Origin of the sequence: Micromonospora lacuserhaii (genome assembly GCF_036902735.1) — a bacterium.
Classification (GTDB): domain Bacteria; phylum Actinomycetota; class Actinomycetes; order Mycobacteriales; family Micromonosporaceae; genus Micromonospora.
The window spans coordinates 1-16,062 of sequence record NZ_JBAKHO010000001.1 but is presented as its reverse complement, the minus strand read 5'-3'; the positions used below and the strand labels follow the sequence as shown (position 1 = coordinate 16,062).

15 protein-coding genes and 1 pseudogene are annotated in these 16,062 nt (G+C 73.9%); 13 read left to right on the top strand and 3 right to left on the bottom strand.

What is annotated here, in order from left to right:
• Positions 1 to 10 precede the first annotated feature (10 nt).
• The 9 genes from V6U81_RS00080 to V6U81_RS00040 all read left to right on the top strand — a co-directional run bounded on the left by V6U81_RS00080 (position 11) and on the right by V6U81_RS00040 (position 9,629).
• The gene (locus V6U81_RS00080; RefSeq protein ID WP_334482502.1) at positions 11 to 2,845 is read left to right on the top strand and encodes a Na+/H+ antiporter subunit A; all 2,835 of its coding nucleotides are present in this window, start codon (positions 11 to 13) and stop codon (positions 2,843 to 2,845) included.
• A 2-nt stretch (positions 2,846 to 2,847) separates the two neighbouring features.
• The gene (locus tag V6U81_RS00075; protein WP_334483130.1) at positions 2,848 to 3,324 is read left to right on the top strand and encodes a Na(+)/H(+) antiporter subunit C; all 477 of its coding nucleotides are present in this window, start codon (positions 2,848 to 2,850) and stop codon (positions 3,322 to 3,324) included.
• Positions 3,321 to 4,826, top strand: coding sequence for a Na+/H+ antiporter subunit D (locus V6U81_RS00070; RefSeq protein ID WP_334482499.1), 1,506 nt, complete (start codon positions 3,321 to 3,323; stop codon positions 4,824 to 4,826). The genes V6U81_RS00075 and V6U81_RS00070 overlap by 4 nt, the downstream gene beginning before the upstream one ends.
• Positions 4,823 to 5,386: a Na+/H+ antiporter subunit E gene (locus tag V6U81_RS00065; protein ID WP_334482497.1), complete on the top strand. Its 564-nt coding sequence runs from the start codon at positions 4,823 to 4,825 to the stop codon at positions 5,384 to 5,386. The genes V6U81_RS00070 and V6U81_RS00065 overlap by 4 nt, the downstream gene beginning before the upstream one ends.
• A gap of 2 nt (positions 5,387 to 5,388) precedes the next feature.
• Positions 5,389 to 5,652, top strand: a complete 264-nt coding sequence (locus V6U81_RS00060; RefSeq protein ID WP_334482495.1) for an MrpF/PhaF family protein — start codon at positions 5,389 to 5,391, stop codon at positions 5,650 to 5,652.
• Entirely contained in the window at positions 5,649 to 5,990 is a 342-nt protein-coding gene (gene mnhG / locus V6U81_RS00055) for a monovalent cation/H(+) antiporter subunit G (RefSeq protein WP_334482492.1), read from the top strand. The genes V6U81_RS00060 and mnhG overlap by 4 nt, the downstream gene beginning before the upstream one ends.
• Before the next feature lie 160 nt (positions 5,991 to 6,150).
• A complete protein-coding gene (locus V6U81_RS00050) occupies positions 6,151 to 7,509 on the top strand; it encodes a hemolysin family protein (protein ID WP_334482489.1) in 1,359 nt (452 codons plus the stop codon).
• On the top strand, positions 7,506 to 8,570 hold the full coding sequence (locus V6U81_RS00045; protein ID WP_334482486.1) for a hemolysin family protein: 1,065 nt from the start codon (positions 7,506 to 7,508) through the stop codon (positions 8,568 to 8,570). Before V6U81_RS00050 ends, V6U81_RS00045 begins: the two co-directional genes overlap by 4 nt.
• Before the next feature lie 135 nt (positions 8,571 to 8,705).
• Positions 8,706 to 9,629, top strand: a complete 924-nt coding sequence (locus tag V6U81_RS00040) for a sporulation protein (protein ID WP_334482484.1) — start codon at positions 8,706 to 8,708, stop codon at positions 9,627 to 9,629.
• A gap of 7 nt (positions 9,630 to 9,636) precedes the next feature.
• Here V6U81_RS00040 and leuE read toward each other — a convergent pair whose 3' ends face one another.
• Both leuE and V6U81_RS00030 read right to left on the bottom strand, forming a co-directional pair.
• The gene (leuE, locus tag V6U81_RS00035; protein WP_334482481.1) at positions 9,637 to 10,302 is read right to left on the bottom strand and encodes a leucine efflux protein LeuE; all 666 of its coding nucleotides are present in this window, start codon (positions 10,300 to 10,302) and stop codon (positions 9,637 to 9,639) included.
• Between the two features lie 2 nt (positions 10,303 to 10,304).
• Positions 10,305 to 11,549 (bottom strand): bifunctional pyridoxamine 5'-phosphate oxidase family protein/GNAT family N-acetyltransferase, encoded by a 1,245-nt coding sequence (locus V6U81_RS00030; RefSeq protein ID WP_334482479.1) that lies wholly within the window; start codon positions 11,547 to 11,549, stop codon positions 10,305 to 10,307.
• Positions 11,550 to 11,587: 38 nt separating this feature from the next.
• Here V6U81_RS00030 and V6U81_RS00025 point away from each other — a divergent pair, with 38 nt between their 5' ends.
• Positions 11,588 to 12,928: an aminotransferase class I/II-fold pyridoxal phosphate-dependent enzyme gene (locus V6U81_RS00025; RefSeq protein WP_334482476.1), complete on the top strand. Its 1,341-nt coding sequence runs from the start codon at positions 11,588 to 11,590 to the stop codon at positions 12,926 to 12,928.
• A gap of 245 nt (positions 12,929 to 13,173) precedes the next feature.
• Positions 13,174 to 13,875 carry a UdgX family uracil-DNA binding protein gene (locus V6U81_RS00020; protein WP_334482473.1) on the top strand — a complete coding sequence of 234 codons (702 nt, stop codon included), beginning with the start codon at positions 13,174 to 13,176 and terminating at the stop codon, positions 13,873 to 13,875.
• A gap of 60 nt (positions 13,876 to 13,935) precedes the next feature.
• On the opposite strand, the gene V6U81_RS00015 is transcribed toward V6U81_RS00020, so the two are convergent.
• Positions 13,936 to 14,142 carry a hypothetical protein gene (locus V6U81_RS00015; protein ID WP_334482470.1) on the bottom strand — a complete coding sequence of 69 codons (207 nt, stop codon included), beginning with the start codon at positions 14,140 to 14,142 and terminating at the stop codon, positions 13,936 to 13,938.
• On the opposite strand from V6U81_RS00015, the gene V6U81_RS00010 reads away from it, so the two are divergent.
• On the top strand, positions 14,141 to 15,283 hold the full coding sequence (locus V6U81_RS00010; protein WP_334482467.1) for an acyl-CoA dehydrogenase family protein: 1,143 nt from the start codon (positions 14,141 to 14,143) through the stop codon (positions 15,281 to 15,283). The two genes, V6U81_RS00015 and V6U81_RS00010, sit on opposite strands and share 2 nt — an antisense overlap.
• Positions 15,284 to 15,350: 67 nt before the next feature.
• A pseudogene (locus V6U81_RS00005) lies at positions 15,351 to 16,062 on the top strand (MFS transporter); the annotation flags it as partial.

The following is a 16,062-nucleotide window of genomic DNA, read 5'->3' as shown; positions in this document are numbered from 1 at the left end:
GGGAGGACGCGTGCTCGCCCTGCTGCTCCTCCACCTGTCGGCGGCGCTCGTCGCGCCCCTGCTGGTCCGGTGGTGGGGCCCGCGCGCCTGCTACCTGCTCGCCCTCGTGCCGGCCGCCGCGGTCGGCTGGGCGTTGGCGCGTACCCCGGCGGTCCGCGACGGCGGCGCGGTCGTCGAGACGTACGACTGGATCGGCCAACTGGGCCTCGACGTGGCGCTGCGGATGACCACCCTGTCCTGGCTGATGACCCTGCTGGTCGGCGGCGTCGGGGCGCTGGTGCTCGTCTACTGCGGCCGGTACTTCCACCGCGGCGCCAGCGGGCTGGCCCGGTTCGTGGCGGTGCTGGTGGCCTTCGCCGGGGCCATGCTCGGCCTGGTCCTCGCCGACGACCTGCTGCTGCTCTACGTGTTCTGGGAACTCACCACGGTCTTCTCCTACCTGCTGATCGGGCACAGCACGGAGCGGCGCGCCAGCCGGTGGGCCGCCGCCCAGGCGCTCACCGTCACCACCCTGGGCGGGCTGGCGATGCTGCTCGGTTTCCTGATCCTCGGCGGGCACGCCGGGACGTACCGCTGGTCCGAGATCGCCGGCGCGCCGCTGCCCGGGGGCGGTGCACTGGTCGCCGCGGTGCTGTTGATCCTGACCGGCGCGCTGGCCAAGTCGGCGATCGTGCCGTTCAACGCCTGGCTGCCGGTGGCGATGGCCGCGCCCACCCCGGTCAGCGCCTACCTGCACGCCGCCGCGATGGTGAAGGCGGGCGTCTACCTGATCGGGCTGCTCGCCCCGGTGCTCGCCGACACCACCGGCTGGCGGCCGGTGCTGCTCACCCTGGGCCTGGTCACCATGCTCGCCGGCGGCTGGGCGGCGCTGCGCCAGTGCGACCTGAAGCTGCTGCTCGCGTACGGCACGGTGAGCCAGCTCGGCCTGCTCGCCGTGGTGCTCGGGGCTGGCACCGCCGACGCCGCGCTGGCCGGGGTGTTGATGCTCGCCGCACACGCCCTGTTCAAGGCGGCACTGTTCCTGGTCGTCGGCATCATCGACCACGACGTCGGCACCCGTGACCTGCGGGAACTCTCCGGGGTCGGGCGGCGTGCGCCGGTGCTGGCCGCAGTGGCCACCCTCGCTGCGGCGTCCATGGCGGGAGTGCCGCCCCTGCTCGGCTTCGTGGCCAAGGAGGCGGTCTTCGCCGCGCTGGCGTACCGGCCGCTGGTCCTGGCCGGGCTGGTCGCCGGCACCGCGCTCACCGTCGCGTACAGCATCCGGTTCCTCTGGGGCGCCTTCGGCACCCGGGCCGGGACGGCGCCCACCGAGGTGGAACCGGCGCCGCTGCCGATGCTCCTGCCGCCGGCCCTGCTCGCCCTCGGTGGGCTGGCCGCCGGCCCCGCGGCGGCCGGGGTGGACGGGCTGCTGCGCCCGTACGCCGAGCTCTTCGGCGCCCCGCACGAGAAGCTGGCGCTCTGGCACGGCGTCACCCCCGCGCTCGGCCTGTCGGCGCTGGCGCTCGCCGCCGGCTTCGTGCTGCACGCGGTGCGCGGCCCGCTCTCCCCGGCCCTGGCCCGGCTCCGCTCGCCGGTCGGCGGCAACCAGGGGTACGAGTGGGCGACCCACCAGTTCGACCGGATGGCGATCGAGGTCACCGGCGCCACCCAGCGCGGCTCGCTGCCGCAGTACCTCGGCACCGTACTGCTGGTCCTCGTGCTGGTGCCCGGCGCCGCGCTGCTCAGCACCCGGCCATGGCAGGCCCGGATCGCCCTCTGGGACACCCCGGTGCAGCTGGTGGTGGGCCTGGTGATCGCCGTGGCGGCGCTGCTCGCGCTCGGCGCCCGGCGGCGGCTGACGGCGATGCTGCTGGTCGGGGTGACCGGCTACGGCAGCGCGATGCTCTTCGTGCTGCACGGCGCGCCGGACCTGGCGCTGACCCAGTTCCTGGTGGAGACGGCCACCATCGCGGTCTTCGTGCTGGTGCTGCGCCGGCTCCCGGAACGCTTCTCGGCCCGCCCGCTGCGCCGCAGCCGGTGGGTACGGCGGCTGATCGGCGCCGGCGTGGGCGTCGTCCTCGCCGGACTCGCCCTGGTCGCGGCCGACTCCCGCACCGCCGTGCCGATCTCCACCGCCTTCGCAGACCTCGCGGTCCTCCAGGGGTACGGCCGCAACGTGGTCAACGTGACCCTGGTGGACATCCGGGCCTGGGACACCATGGGCGAGATCTCGGTGCTGGTGGTGGCCGCCACCGGGGTGGCCAGCCTGATCTTCGAGCGGTCCCGGACCGGGCCCCGGCCACGGCGGGCGGAGCCGGAGACGGACCGGCCCGACGCCCGGCCGATCTGGCTGCGCGGCGGCGCGACCCTCAGCGAGCGGCGCCGCTCCATCGTCTTCGAGGTGGTCACCCGGCTGATCTTCCACACCGTCGTGCTCTTCTCGCTCTTCCTCCTCTTCTCCGGCCACAACGCCCCCGGCGGCGGGTTCTCCGGCGGCCTGGTAGCGGGCCTGGCACTGGCCGTGCGCTACCTGGCCGGCGGCCGGTACGAGCTGGCCGAGTCCGCACCCGTCGGCGCCGGCACGGTGCTCGGCGCCGGGCTGGCCGTCTCGGTCGGTTCCGCCGCGGTGGCCCTGCTGACCACCGGGACGGTGCTGGAGAGCACCCGGGTGGACCTGCCGCTGCCCGGCCTCGGCGAGCCCTACCTGGTGACGTCGCTCTTCTTCGACATCGGCGTGTACCTGATCGTGGTCGGGCTGGTGCTGGACATCCTGCGCAGTCTCGGCGCGGAGGTGGACCGGCACATCGAGGCGGCCGGCAAGTCCGAGCGGGGCCTGGTCGTCGACCGCGAGGAGGACCGGCGGTGAGGGTGGCCGGGGCGGGACCGACGCTGGTGCTGGTGGTCGTCATCGGCGTGCTCGCCGCGACCGGGGTCATCCTGCTGCTGGAGCGGAGCCTGACCCGGATCCTGCTCGGCGTGATCCTGCTCGGTAACGGGGTGAACCTGCTCATCCTGCTCGGCGGCCGATCGGGCGGCGCGCCGGTGGTGGGGACCGGGCCGGTCGAGGACTTCAGCGACCCGCTGCCGCAGGCGATGGTGCTCACCGCCATCGTGATCACCTTCGGGATCACCGCGTTCCTGGCCGCCGTGGCGTACCGCAGCTGGCATCTGACCGGCGACGACGAGGTGCAGGACGACCTCGAGGACCGGCAGATCATCCGGCTGGCCGAGGAGAACGAGGTGGCCAGTCGGGACCTCGGCGGGGAGGGTCCGGACGGCGACCCGGAACAGGTCGATCCGGAGCCGGCGCGACGCCGGCTGCGCCGGCCCGGCGGTGAGCAGTGACCGAACTCGTCGCGCTGCCGGTGGTGGTGCCGCTGCTCGGCGCCGCGCTGACCCTGCTCCTGGCCACCTGGCCCCGGGTGCAGCGGACGGTCAGCGTCGTCTGCCTCGCCGCGAACCTGCTCGTGGCGGTGCTGCTGCTGGTCGAGGCGTACCGGCACGGACCGGTGGTGGTGCAGGTGGGCGGCTGGCGGGCGCCGGTGGGGATCGTGCTCGTCGCCGACCAGCTCGCCGCGCTGATGCTGGTGGTCTCCTCGGCGGTGACCCTCTGCGTGCTGTTCTACTCCATCGGCCAGGGGCGCGGGGAGACCAGCGAGTCGGCCCCGGTGAGCATCTTCCACCCGACCTATCTGGTGCTGGTCGCCGGCATCACCAACGCCTTCCTCGCCGGGGACCTGTTCAACCTCTTCGTCGGCTTCGAGATCCTGCTCGCGGCGAGCTTCGTGCTGATCACCCTCGGCAGCACCGAGACGCGGATCCGCACCGGCTCGACGTACGTGGTGGTCAGCCTCCTCTCCTCGATGATCTTTCTGGCCGCGGTGGGGTTGGTGTACGCGGCCACCGGCACCCTCAACATGGCCCAGCTCGCCACCCGGCTCGACGCGCTCCCCGACGGCCTCCGCCTGGGCCTGCAGCTGATGCTGCTGCTCGCCTTCGGCGTGAAGGCGGCGGTCTTCCCGGTCTCCGCCTGGCTGCCGGACAGCTACCCGACCGCGCCCGCCCCGGTGACCGCCGTCTTCGCCGGCCTGCTCACCAAGGTCGGCGTGTACGCGATCATCCGGACCGAGACGCTGCTCTTCCCCGGCGGCCAGGTCTCCGGACCGCTGATGGTGGTGGCCGGGCTGACCATGCTGGTCGGGGTCCTCGGCGCGGTGGCCCAGTCCGACATGAAGCGGCTCTTCTCGTTCACCCTGGTCAGCCACATCGGCTACATGATCTTCGGGGTGGCGTTGAGCACCGCCACCGGGCTCTCCGGCGCGATCTTCTACGTCGTGCACCACATCACCATCCAGACCACCCTCTTCCTCGTCGCCGGGCTGGTCGAGGAGCGGGCCGGCAGCACCGACCTGCGCCGGCTCGGCGGCCTGGCCCGGGTGGCCCCGCTGCTGGCGGTGCTCTTCTTCGTGCCTGCGATGAACCTGGCCGGAATCCCGCCCTTCTCCGGCTTCCTCGGCAAGCTCGGCCTGCTCCAGGCCGGGGTGGCCAGCGGCGGCGGGCTGCCGTGGGTGCTGGTGGTCGCCGGCACGGTGACCAGCCTGCTCACCCTCTACGCCGCCTCCCGGGTGTGGAACATCGCGTTCTGGCGGGCCCCGCGACTGGCCACCGCCGAACCGCTGGTCCGGCTGCCCGCGCTGATGGTGGGCGCCACCGCCGCCCTGGTGGTGCTCGGCCTTGCGCTCACCCTCGCCGCCGGGCCGCTGTTCCGGGTCACCGCCGACGCCGCGGCCGACCTGCGCCAGCGCACCCCGTACGTGCGAGCGGTCTACCCGGACGGTGTGCCGTGACCGGGCCGGCAACCGGCCGCTTCGGGCGCTGGCGGGACCAGCTGATCGCGCTCGGCTGGCTGGTCGTCGTCTGGAACCTGCTCTGGGGGCGGTTCTCCTGGGGCAACCTGGTCGGCGGCGTGCTGGTCGGCTCGGCGGTGCTGCTGTTCTTCCCGCTGCCGCCGGTCTCCTTCGGCGGCCGGGTGCGCCCCCGCGCGCTGCTGGCACTGGCCGGCAGCTTCGTCGCCGAGCTGGTCAGCGCCAGCATCCACGTCGCCGCGATCGCGGTACGCCCCGGCTGCCGGCCGCGCGGCGCGATCATCGCGGTGCCGATGCGGATCCGCACCGACCTCAACCTGGCGCTCACCGCCGAACTGCTCTCGCTGGTCCCGGGCACCCTGATCATCGAGGTGGACCGGGACGACGGCGTGCTCTACGTGCACGTGCTCGACGTCCGCCGGCCGGAGGACCTGACCGACAGCCGGGACCGGGTCCTCGCCGTGGAGGAACGGATCGTCCGCGCGGTCGGCTCCGCCGCCGAACTGCGTCAGCTCACCGACCCACCCGCCGACCGGAGGTAGCCGTGACCACCGCCCTCGCCGTCGTGCTGACCGTGCTCCTCTCGGTCACGGCGCTGCTCGCCCTGGCCCGCATCTACCGCGGCCCGTCGCTGCTCGACCGGGTGATTGCCGCCGACCTGCTGCTCGCCACCATGCTCGGCGCGGTCGGCGCGGAGGCCGCGGTGAACAGGCACGCCACCACGCTGCCCGTGCTGGTGGTGCTCTCCCTGCTCGGCTTCGTCGGCTCGGTAGCCCTGGTCCGCTTCGCCGTTCGGGAGGAGTCGTGAGCGCGGGCACGGTCGCCGACTGGCTGGGCGGGCTGGCGCTGGTCGCCGGCGCGCTGCTCAGCCTCGCCGCCGGGATCGGGGTGCTGCGCTTCCCGGACGTGCTGGACCGGATGCACGCGGCCACCAAGCCGCAGGTGCTCGGGGTGCTGCTCCTGCTGCTCGGGCTGGCGCTGCGGCTGCGTACCCCGGCGGATCTCGGCATGATCGCGCTGGTCGGGATCTTCCAGCTCGCGACCGCCCCGGTAGCCGCGCAGATGATCGGCCGGGCCGCCTACCGCTCCGGCCGGGTCAACCGTGAGCTGCTCGACGTCGACCAGCTCGCCGATCCGCGCCGATAGGGGACGAGCAGGTCCTTTGTCTCCACCTCCAGCGGGCGTTCAGCAAGCACCGATACAATTGCCGCATGATCGACTCCTCTGCCCAGGAGGGCAGCAGTAGCCAGCCGGGTCGTGCCCGGCATCCCTCAACCACGACGTCCCCGGGAGCCCTGAGCGACCCGTGTTGATCGTCGTCGGTCTCCTACTCATCATCGTTCTCACCGCCGCCACCGGCTATTTCGTGGCCCAGGAGTTCGGCTACGTCGCCGTGGACCGCGGCAAGCTCAAGCAGCAGGCCGACGCCGGCGACCAGGCGGCCGTCCGGGCCCTCGAGGTCACCGGCCGGCTGTCGTTCATGCTCTCCGGCGCCCAGCTCGGCATCACCGTGACCGCCCTGCTTGTCGGTTACGTCGCCGAGCCCTACCTGGGCGCCGGGCTCTCCGAACTGCTCGGCGGCGTGGGCGTCTCCACCGCCGTCAGCCTGCCGGTGTCGGTCGTCCTCGCCCTCGTCATCGCCACCGTGGTGCAGATGGTCCTCGGCGAACTGGCACCCAAGAACCTGGCCATCGCCCGCGCCGAACCCCTGGCCCGGGCGCTGAGCCGGTCCACGCTGATCTACCTCCGGCTGGCCGGGCCGCTGATCACCCTCTTCGACCGGGCCGCCGTCCGGCTGCTGCGCCGGCTCGGCATCGAGCCGATCGAGGAGCTGCCCAGCGGGGCCACCCCGGAGGACCTCGAGCAGATCATCGCCGAGTCCCGCGAGGAGGGGCGCCTCGATGCCGAGATGTCCGACCTGCTCGACCGGGGGCTCGACTTCCGTGAGCTCACCGCCGGGGAGGCCATGGTGCCCCGGGTCGACGTGCACACCGTACGGGCCCACGAGCCGGTCAGCCGGGTGGTTGAGCTGCTCGACACCGGCCACTCCCGCTTCCCGGTACGCGGCGCCGAGGGCGTCGACGACCTGATCGGCGTGGTCGGCATCTCCGACGTGCTCGGCGTACCCCCGGCGGAGCGCGCGACCACCCCGGTCACCGCGGTGGCCGTACCCCCGTTGCTGGTGCCCGAGACGCTGCCGCTGCCGACGGTGCTGGACCGGCTCCGGTCCGGGCACCGGCAGCTGGCCTGCGTGGTCGACGAGTACGGCGGCTTCGCCGGCGTCATCACGCTGGAGGACATCGCCGAGGAGCTGGTCGGCCCGATCCGCGACGAGGACGACCCGCCGGAGCGCGCCGCCGCCCGGCAGGAGGACGGCTCCTGGGTGGTGCCGGCCCGCTGGCGAATCGACGAGGTCGCCGACAGCACCGGCATCGAACTGCCCGAGGCCCCCGAGTACGACACCCTCTCCGGGCTGGTCATGCGGGAGCTGGGCCGGGTGCCGGAGATCGGCGACCGGTTGGAGATCAGCCTGACCGCCGACGGCGAGGAGCCGGACGACCGGCCGAAAGCCCTGGTCGAGGTGCTCGCGGTGGATCGGCACGTGGCCGACTCGGTGCGGCTGAGCATGGCCGGTGCCGCGCGGGACGGGAAGGAGGCCGCATGAGCCCCCTGCTCGCCCTGCTGATCTCGGTGCTGCTCCTCGCCCTCAACGGCTTCTTCGTGGCCGCCGAGTTCGCCCTGGTGGCTTCCAAGCGCTACCGACTGGAGCACGCGGCGACCGGCGGCGGCCGGGCGGCCCGAGCCGCGCTGGACGGCGTCCGGGAACTCTCCCTGATGCTCGCCGGCGCGCAGCTCGGCATCACGCTGTGCACCCTGGGGCTCGGGGCGCTCGCCGAACCCGCGATCGAGCACCTGCTCAGCCCCCTGCTGAACGTGGTCGGGCTGCCGGACGCGGCCAGCCACGTCATCGCGCTGGTCTTCGCGCTGGCGCTGGTGACGTTCCTGCACCTGGTGGTCGGCGAGATGGCCCCGAAGTCGTGGGCGATCACCGACGCCGAGCGCTCGGCGACGCTGCTGGCCCTGCCGTTCCGGGCCTTCGCCCGGGTCGCCCGGCCCGTGCTGTCGGCGCTCAACGCGCTCGCCAACGGCATCCTGCGACTGGTCGGGGTGCACCAGCAGGACCAGCTCGCCCAGGTGCACGGTCCCGACGAGCTGCGCATCCTGCTGGAACAGTCCCGCGAGCACGGGCTGCTCGGGGCGGAGCAGCACGAGCTGCTGACCAGCATGCTGGAGTTGCAGGGCACCACGGTGGCCGACGTGATGGAACCGTTCGACCGGATCGTCACGGTTCACCGCGGCGACTCCGCCGAGCGGATCGAGCAGGTCAGCCGGGACAGCGGTCGGTCCCGGCTGGCGGTGGTCGACACCGGCGGCGAGGTCTGCGGGCTGGTGCACGTCCGCGAGGCGGTCCGCGCGGTCACCACCGGCCGGGCGGCGACCGCCGGTGACCTGATGACCCGGTCGTTCACCCTGCCCGGGACCTCGTCGGTCACCGAGGCGGTGGCCGCGATGCGGGCCGACCAGGCCCAGTTGGCGTTGGTACGCAACGGCGGCGGCCCCACCCGGCCGATCGGTTTCGTGGCGCTGGAGGATCTCCTCGAGGAGGTCATCGGCGAGTTCGACGACGAGACAGACCCGGTGCCCCGGGGGCGGCGCCTGCGGTGACGTGATCGTCCGGCCGCCGGGTCCCCCACGACCCGGCGGCCGGTCCGTGTTCCCGGGGCTCGAGTGCGGGGAGGAGTGCCGGGGCGGTCGCCGGGAAAGCCGGTCCCGACAGCCGACGGCACGGGGAGCGGGCGGATGTGGTTGACCGGGGTGTCGCGGGAGTCCGGCTGGACCGGGCTCTCGGTGAGCACCACGCTGACCAACCCGAGCACCCGTCCGGGTCTGCGCCTGCCGGGTCGGGTGACGCTCGCCGCCGGCCCGGACGACGTGCCGGTCCGGCACATCCGGCTCGGGCTGGTCGCCACCGCCGAACCGGAGGATCCGGGCAGTCCGCGTCGACTGGTGCAGTACCACCAGGTGCCGATCGGGGGTCGGTTCGTCGTACCGGCCGGGCGGCGGCGGGCGGTCGACTTCGCCCTGCCGCTGCCCTGGGAGACCCCGGTGACGATCTTCGGCGGGGTGCCGTTGATGAGCCTGCGCACCGGGCTGCGGACCGAGGTGTCCGTGGATCCGGAGCTGGACCAGGGGGCGATGGTGCCGCTCTTCGTCCACCCGCTCCCCACCCAGCAGCACATCCTGGCCGCGTTGGACACCCTCGGCTTCGTGATGCGCCAGGCGGGCCTGGTCCAGGGCCGGCTGCCCGGGGTGGAGCAGACCCTGCCCGTGCACCAGCGGCTCGGTTACTGGGTGGGGCCGCTCTACGCCGGCCCGATCGTCGAGCTGGAGGTGATCTTCGTGGCCAACGCGGCCGGCCTGGAACTGCTCCTCTGGCTGGACCGCCGGCTCTCGCTGACCGGGATCAGCCACCAGAGCATCAGCCGGTTCCGGATCTGGCACGCCGGCACCGACCAGCGGGACTGGGTCGCGGTGGTGGACGGCTGGCTGCGGGAGGCGATCAACCGGCACGCGGCGGCCGCCTCGAACGCCCACTGGTCGGCCCGGATCACCGAGTCCGCCCACGTCAGCCGCCCGCCCGACGAGCCGGTCGCCCCCGGCTACGGCCTCGGCGGCACGGCCGGGGGCGGCGGCATCGGCGGTGGTGGCGGCGACGGCACCTGACCCGCGCTCAGACGGAGGCGGTGGCGAGTTTCAGGCTGAAGCCGAGGAAGAGCACCGCGACACCGGTGGTCGCCCCGGCGGCCAGCCGCCGCCGGCGCCGGAACTGGGCGGCCAGGAAGGTGCCGGCGAAGATCAGCGCGGTCAGGTAGAGCGCGCTGGTGATCTGTGCGATCAACCCGAGGAGCAGGAACGACAGCGCCGGCCACGCGTACCCCGGGTCGACGAACTGGATGAAGAACGAGATGAAGAAGAGGATCGCCTTCGGGTTGAGCAGGCTGATCACCAGCGCCCGGCGGAACGGGCTGCGCATCGCCGCCGGCTCCGCCGCGTCGATCAGCCGCGGCGCCTCCGGGTCGTTGCGGTCGCGCCAGCGTCGCCAGGCGCCGCGCAGCATCATCACCCCGACGTACCCGAGGTACGCCGCGCCCGCGTACTTGATCACCAGGAAGAGCGGCGGGAACGCCTTGAGCAGCGACGCCACCCCGGCGGCGGAGAGGATCATCAGCGCGGCGTCGCCGACGAACACCCCGCCCGCGGCCCGGTAGCCGGCCCCCACGCCGCGCTTGGCGGCGGTGGAGAGCACGAAGAGCGAGTTGGGCCCGGGCAGCAGGATGATCGCCACGGTCCCCAGTACGTACGTCCAGATGTCGGTGATGCCCAGCACGCCCGCCATCCTCACCCCACCGGTGCCGTACGACGAAGCCTTTCCCGGAGCCTGACCTGTGCGTTCGGCCACTCGTCGACGGTCATCGCGTACTGGACGGTGTCCCGCCAGGAGCCGTCGGGCCGCTGCCGGTGCATCCGCAGCACGCCCTCCCGGGTCGCCCCGAGCCGGGCGATGGCCTCCTGCGAGCGGGTGTTGCGGATGTCGGTGTGCCAGACCACCCGGACCGCACCGAGCTCGTCGAAGGCGCGGGCGAGCAGGAGGAGCTTCGCCTCGGTGTTTATCCCGCTGCGCCACCAGGGCCGGCCGAGCCAGGTGTGCCCGATGGCCACCGCCCGCCGCTCCGGGTCGATCTCGTAGAACGAGGTGGTGCCGACCACCGCGCCGGTCCGGGCGCAGCGCTGCACCCAGGGCACCCGCTCGCCCCGGTGCTGGTCGGCCAGGGCGGTGGCGACGATGGCCACCATGGCGGCCGGGTCGGCCGGCAGCGGGTTGCCCAGGTGCGCCCAGACCTCCGGCTCGGCGGTGGCGGCGAAGAGCTCGTCGGCGTGCGCCAGGTCGAGCGGCTCCAGCAGCACGTGCTCGCCCCGCATGGTGGCCGCCTCCCGCCAGGCGGACCCGGCCGCCCGCAGGTACGCCGGCACCGGCACGGTCACCCCCGCGTCCGGTTCGGGCCGCCCCGGGGTGAGCCGCAACGGCACCACCCCCGCCCAGTACGGCAGGTCGAGGTCGGCCGGGTCGTCGCGGACGCCGCCGGTGCGGGAACGCACCGACACCTCGCGCAGCGGCAGCGCCAGCACGGCCGTCTCGGCCAGCTCGCGGCGGCTCGGGGGCCGGCTGTCCGCGCTGCGCCCCGCGGCCACCTTCTCCACCAGCGCGGTGAGCACCCGGATCTTCTCGGCGTCGTCGGCGACCAGGTGCGCGGTCCCGTGCGCGACCACCGACCGGTAGTTGGCGCTGTGGTGGAACTGGGACCGGCCGTAGACCAGCCCGTCGAGCAGCGTCACCGTGACGCAGATCGGCAGGCCGGCGTCGCCCCGGGCGGCGAGCAGGGGCCGGCTGCCGGTGGAGCCGTGCAGGTAGAGGGTGTCGCCGACCCGCACGTGCAGGGTGGGCAGCAGGCGGGGCTCGCCGTCGACGGTGAAGCCGAGCACGCAGTGGTATGCCTCGTCGAGCACCGCGTGCGCGGCGGCCCGGTCGTAGCTCATCCGCTCCCGGGAGCGGCTGGCGGTGGTCCGTGCGGTCGGGGGGTACATGCGACATCCCGCCTTTGTTCTAGTACAATACCGAAACTGTGGCAGCACATTATCAGATCAGCGGAACGACGTCGGCCGCGATTTCGGCGAGCGTGGAAACCGGCATCCGCACCGGCGCGCTCGCGGCGGGCGCCCCGCTGCCCGCGGTCCGGGCCCTCGCCGCCGAGCTGGCGGTCAGCCCCGCGACCGTCGCCCGGGCCTACCAGGAGCTGCGCCAGCGCGGCCTGGTCGCCACCGCGGGCCGGCACGGCACCCGGGTGCGACCCCGGCCGCCGGTCGTCGGCCGCCGTTCCGCGTGGCACCCGGCGCCGGCGACCGGCACCCGCGACCTCTCCCAGGGTCAACCCGACCCCCGGCTGCTGCCACCACTCGGTCCGCACCTGGCCGCCCTCGCCGCCGAGATCGGCCCGCCCACGGGGTACGCCACGACGGCCGTGCTCCCGGCGCTCGCCGCGGCGGCCCGGGAGCGCCTGACCGCCGACGGGGTGCCCGACGGTGAGATCACCGTGACCGGGGGCGCGCTCGACGGGATCGAGCGGCTGCTCACCGCCCACCTGCGCCCCGGCGACGCGGTTGCGGTGGAGGACCCGGGCTGGGCCAACCTGCTCGACCTGGTCGCCGCGCTGGGCCTGCGCCCGATCGGGGTGCCGGTCGACGACGAGGGCCCCACCGAGGCCGGGGTGCGCGACGCCCTGGCACTGGGGGCGCGGGCGCTGGTGGTGACCAGTCGCGCGCAGAACCCCACCGGTGCCGCGATCTCCGCCGACCGGGCCGGCGCGCTGCGCGAGCTGCTCGCCGGCCGTTCCGACCTGCTGCTGATCGAGGACGACCACGCCGCCGAGCTGGCCCGGGTGCCGCTGCACCCGCTCGCCGCGGCCACCGGGGCCTGGGCCTTCGTCCGGTCGGCGAGCAAGCCCTACGGGCCGGACCTGCGACTGGCGGTGCTCGCCGGCGACGAGGCCACGGTGGCCCGGGTGGCCGGCCGGGCCCGGCTCGGCGCCGGTTGGGTCTCCACCGTGCTGCAACGTCTCGTCCTGGCGCTCTGGCACGACCCGGCCACCGCCGCGCTGGTGCAGCGGGCGGGGGAGAGCTACGAGCGGCGCCGGGACGGGCTGGGGGCTGCCCTGGCCGCCCGCGGCGTACCCGCCCACGGCCGTACCGGGATCAACGTCTGGGTTCCCGTGCCGGACGAGACCGTGGTGGTCACGGGGCTACGCGACGCCGGCTGGTCGGTCGCTCCCGGGGCGCTCTACCGGATCGGCGCCGCGCCTGGCGTGCGGATCACCGTCAGCGCGCTCGACGAGGCCGAGATCGCCCGGGTGGCCGACGCGGTGGCCCGCGCGGTGCATCCCGCTGCGCCGGGTGGTTTCACCGCATGACCGCGGCCCGGCATGGCCCTGGCGCTCCGGGGTAAGCCCGGCCGGGAGGTGGGTGACCATGGCTGCGCCCAGGTCGAAGACGGGTCTGTGGATCGCGATCGCCGTTGCGGTGATCGTGGTGATCGTGTTGATCGCGCTCGCGCGCGGTGACGGTGGTGGCGGAGGATACTGACGCCGCCGCCGGGCGGCGGTTACGGCGGGGCCGGATCCGACGGCACCGATGAAACCGGTATATAACAATCGACATGGCCGAAACCGAAAACGCACCCGGTGCTCAGCAGTTCATTCCGCCCCAGGCCGACACCCTGGACGCGCTGCGCGCCGCGGCCACCGGCTGCCGGGGCTGCGAGCTCTACCGGGACGCCACCCAGACCGTCTTCGGGCGGGGCGACGAGAGCGCCCGGGTGGTATTCGTCGGCGAGCAGCCCGGTGACCTGGAGGACCAGAAGGGCCTGCCCTTCGTCGGCCCGGCCGGCCGGCTGCTGCGCAAGGCGGTCGACGACGCCGGGATCGACCCGGGGCAGCTGTACATCACGAACGCCGTGAAGCACTTCCGGCACGAGTTGCGGGGCAAGCGACGCATCCACCAGAGCCCCGACCGGGTGCACATCACCGCCTGCCGGCCGTGGCTGGTCGCCGAGTTCGCCCGGCTCCGACCCGACGTGGTGGTGGTGCTCGGCGCGACCGCCGCCAAGGCGCTGCTCGGCCCCGCGTTCCGGGTCACCCGCCAGCGTGGCGAGCTGCTGCCGTGGCCGGCGTCCGCCCAGCATCCGGAGGACTTCGCCGGGGTGCCGGTGGACAGCGCCGGGAAGGTCGCCGACGCCCCCGCGGCCCGGCTGCTGGCCACCATCCACCCGTCCGCGGTGCTCCGCGCCGACGACCAGGACAAGGCGTACGACGGGCTGGTCGCCGACCTGACCGTGGCCGCCCGCGGCCTGGCCGCCTGACGGCGTTCCCGCCCGCGCCTGGTGGCGCTCGGACCGACGCCGGGCCAGCCAGGCGGCGCTTCAGGCCGGTGCGGTGATCTTGCCGTACACGTCCTTGGTGACGATCAGGCCGCCGCGGACCCGGTAGACGTCCAGCCCGCGCAGCACCGAGCCGTCCTCGGCCGGCGCCCAGGCCCACTCGACGCACACCCGCTCGGTGCCGGCCGGGAAGGTGGGCGACCCGGGCCCCTGGGCAGCGCGGGTGAGCGGTGCCACACTGGCCGCCATGGAGCAGCATCTCTACGAACCCGTCCACGAGGAGTTCCGCGACCTGTGCCGGGAGTTCCTGGCCCGCGAGGCGGTGCCGTACCACGAGCGGTGGGAGGCCGACGGCATCGTCGACCGGGAGGTGTGGCGCAAGGCCGGGGCGACCGGGCTGCTCGGGATGGACGTCGACACCGATCTCGGCGGCGGCGGGCAGCGCGACTTCCGGTTCAACGCGGTGCTGGACGAGGAGATCGTCGCTTCGGGTTGCTCGGGCCTCGGCTTCGGCCTGCACAACGACGTGGTGGCGCCGTACCTGACCGAGCTGGCCAGCGACGAGCAGCGTAAGCGCTGGTTGCCGGGCTTCTGCTCCGGCGATCTGGTCACCGCGATCGCGATGAGCGAACCGGGCGCCGGCAGCGACCTGGCGGGGATCCGCACCAGCGCGGTCCGCGACGGCGACGAGTGGGTGCTCAACGGGCAGAAGACGTTCATCACCAACGGGGAGATGGCCGACCTGGTGATCGTGGTGGTGCGGACCGCGCCGGACCAGGGCGCGCACGGCGTCAGCCTGGTCGCGGTGGAGACCGGCACCCCCGGGTTCAGCCGGGGCCGGCGGCTGGCCAAGGTGGGCCTGAAGGCGAACGACACGGCCGAGCTCTTCTTCGACGACTGCCGGGTGCCGGCGGAGAACCTGATCGGCACCGAGAACCACGGCTTCTACCACCTGATGGCGAACCTGCCCCGGGAGCGGCTCAGCATCGCCGTCGCCGCGGTGGCCGCGGCGGAGAAGCTGCTCGCGGTGACCCTCGACTACGCCCGCTCGCGCGAGGCGTTCGGCCGGCCGATCGGGAAGTTCCAGCACAACCGGTTCCTCCTGGCCGAGCTGGACACGGAGGTCACCATCGCGCGGACCTTCGTCAACCACTGCGTCGCCGAGTTCAACGCCGGCCGGCTGTCGGTGACCGACGCGGCGAAGGCCAAGTGGTGGACCACCGAACTGCAGAACAAGGTCGCCGACCGCTGCGTGCAGCTGCACGGCGGCTACGGCTTCATGCTGGAGTACCCGGTGGCGAAGGCCTGGCTGGACGGGCGGGTGCAGACCATCTACGGCGGCACCACCGAGATCATGAAGGAGATCATCGGCCGGGGGCTCGGCCTGTAGCGAAACCGGGTGCCGGCATGTCGGTCGGGTGCGCAAGGATGGGTCACCCCTTACCGAGGAGTCGCCGATGGCCACCGACCTGACCGTCCCGGTCGCCGCGCCCGACATCGCGTCGATCCAGCGGCGGACCCTGCGACTGCTCTTCACCACCCAGATCATCGGCGGGATCGGCGTCACCATCGGGATCTCCGTGGGGGCGCTGCTGGCCGCCCGGGTCGCGGGTACCGCGGTGGCCGGGCTCGCGCAGAGCTGCGCCGTGGTCGGGGCCGCGCTGCTCGCCGTCCCGGTCACCCGGATCATGACCGGGCACGGCCGCCGGCCCGGTCTCGCCGTGGCGTACGCCGTCGGGGCCGTCGGCGGGGCGCTCGTGGTGCTCTCTGCGGTCACCCGGTTCGTGCCGTTGCTCTTCCTCGGCATGCTGCTCTTCGGCGGCGGCACCGCGGCGAACCTCCAGGCCCGCTACACCGCGGTGGACCTCGCCGAGCCGGCCCGTCGGGGGCGGCAACTGTCGCTGATCGTCTGGGCGACCACCATCGGGGCGGTCTCCGCGCCGAACTTCGCCGCGCTCGCCGACCAGGTCACCCGGAGCTGGGGGCTGCCCCCGCTGGCCGGCCCGTTCGCGTTCAGCGCGGCCGCGTTCGTGCTCGCCGCCGGCGTACTCCTGGTCCTGCTGCGGCCCGACCCGCTGCTCACCGCGCGCCGGGTGGCGGCGGCCGCGGCCCCGCCGGTCGCCGCCGGGCCGGACCTCACCCCGCCGGCGGAGGCGGTGGCCGCAGTGG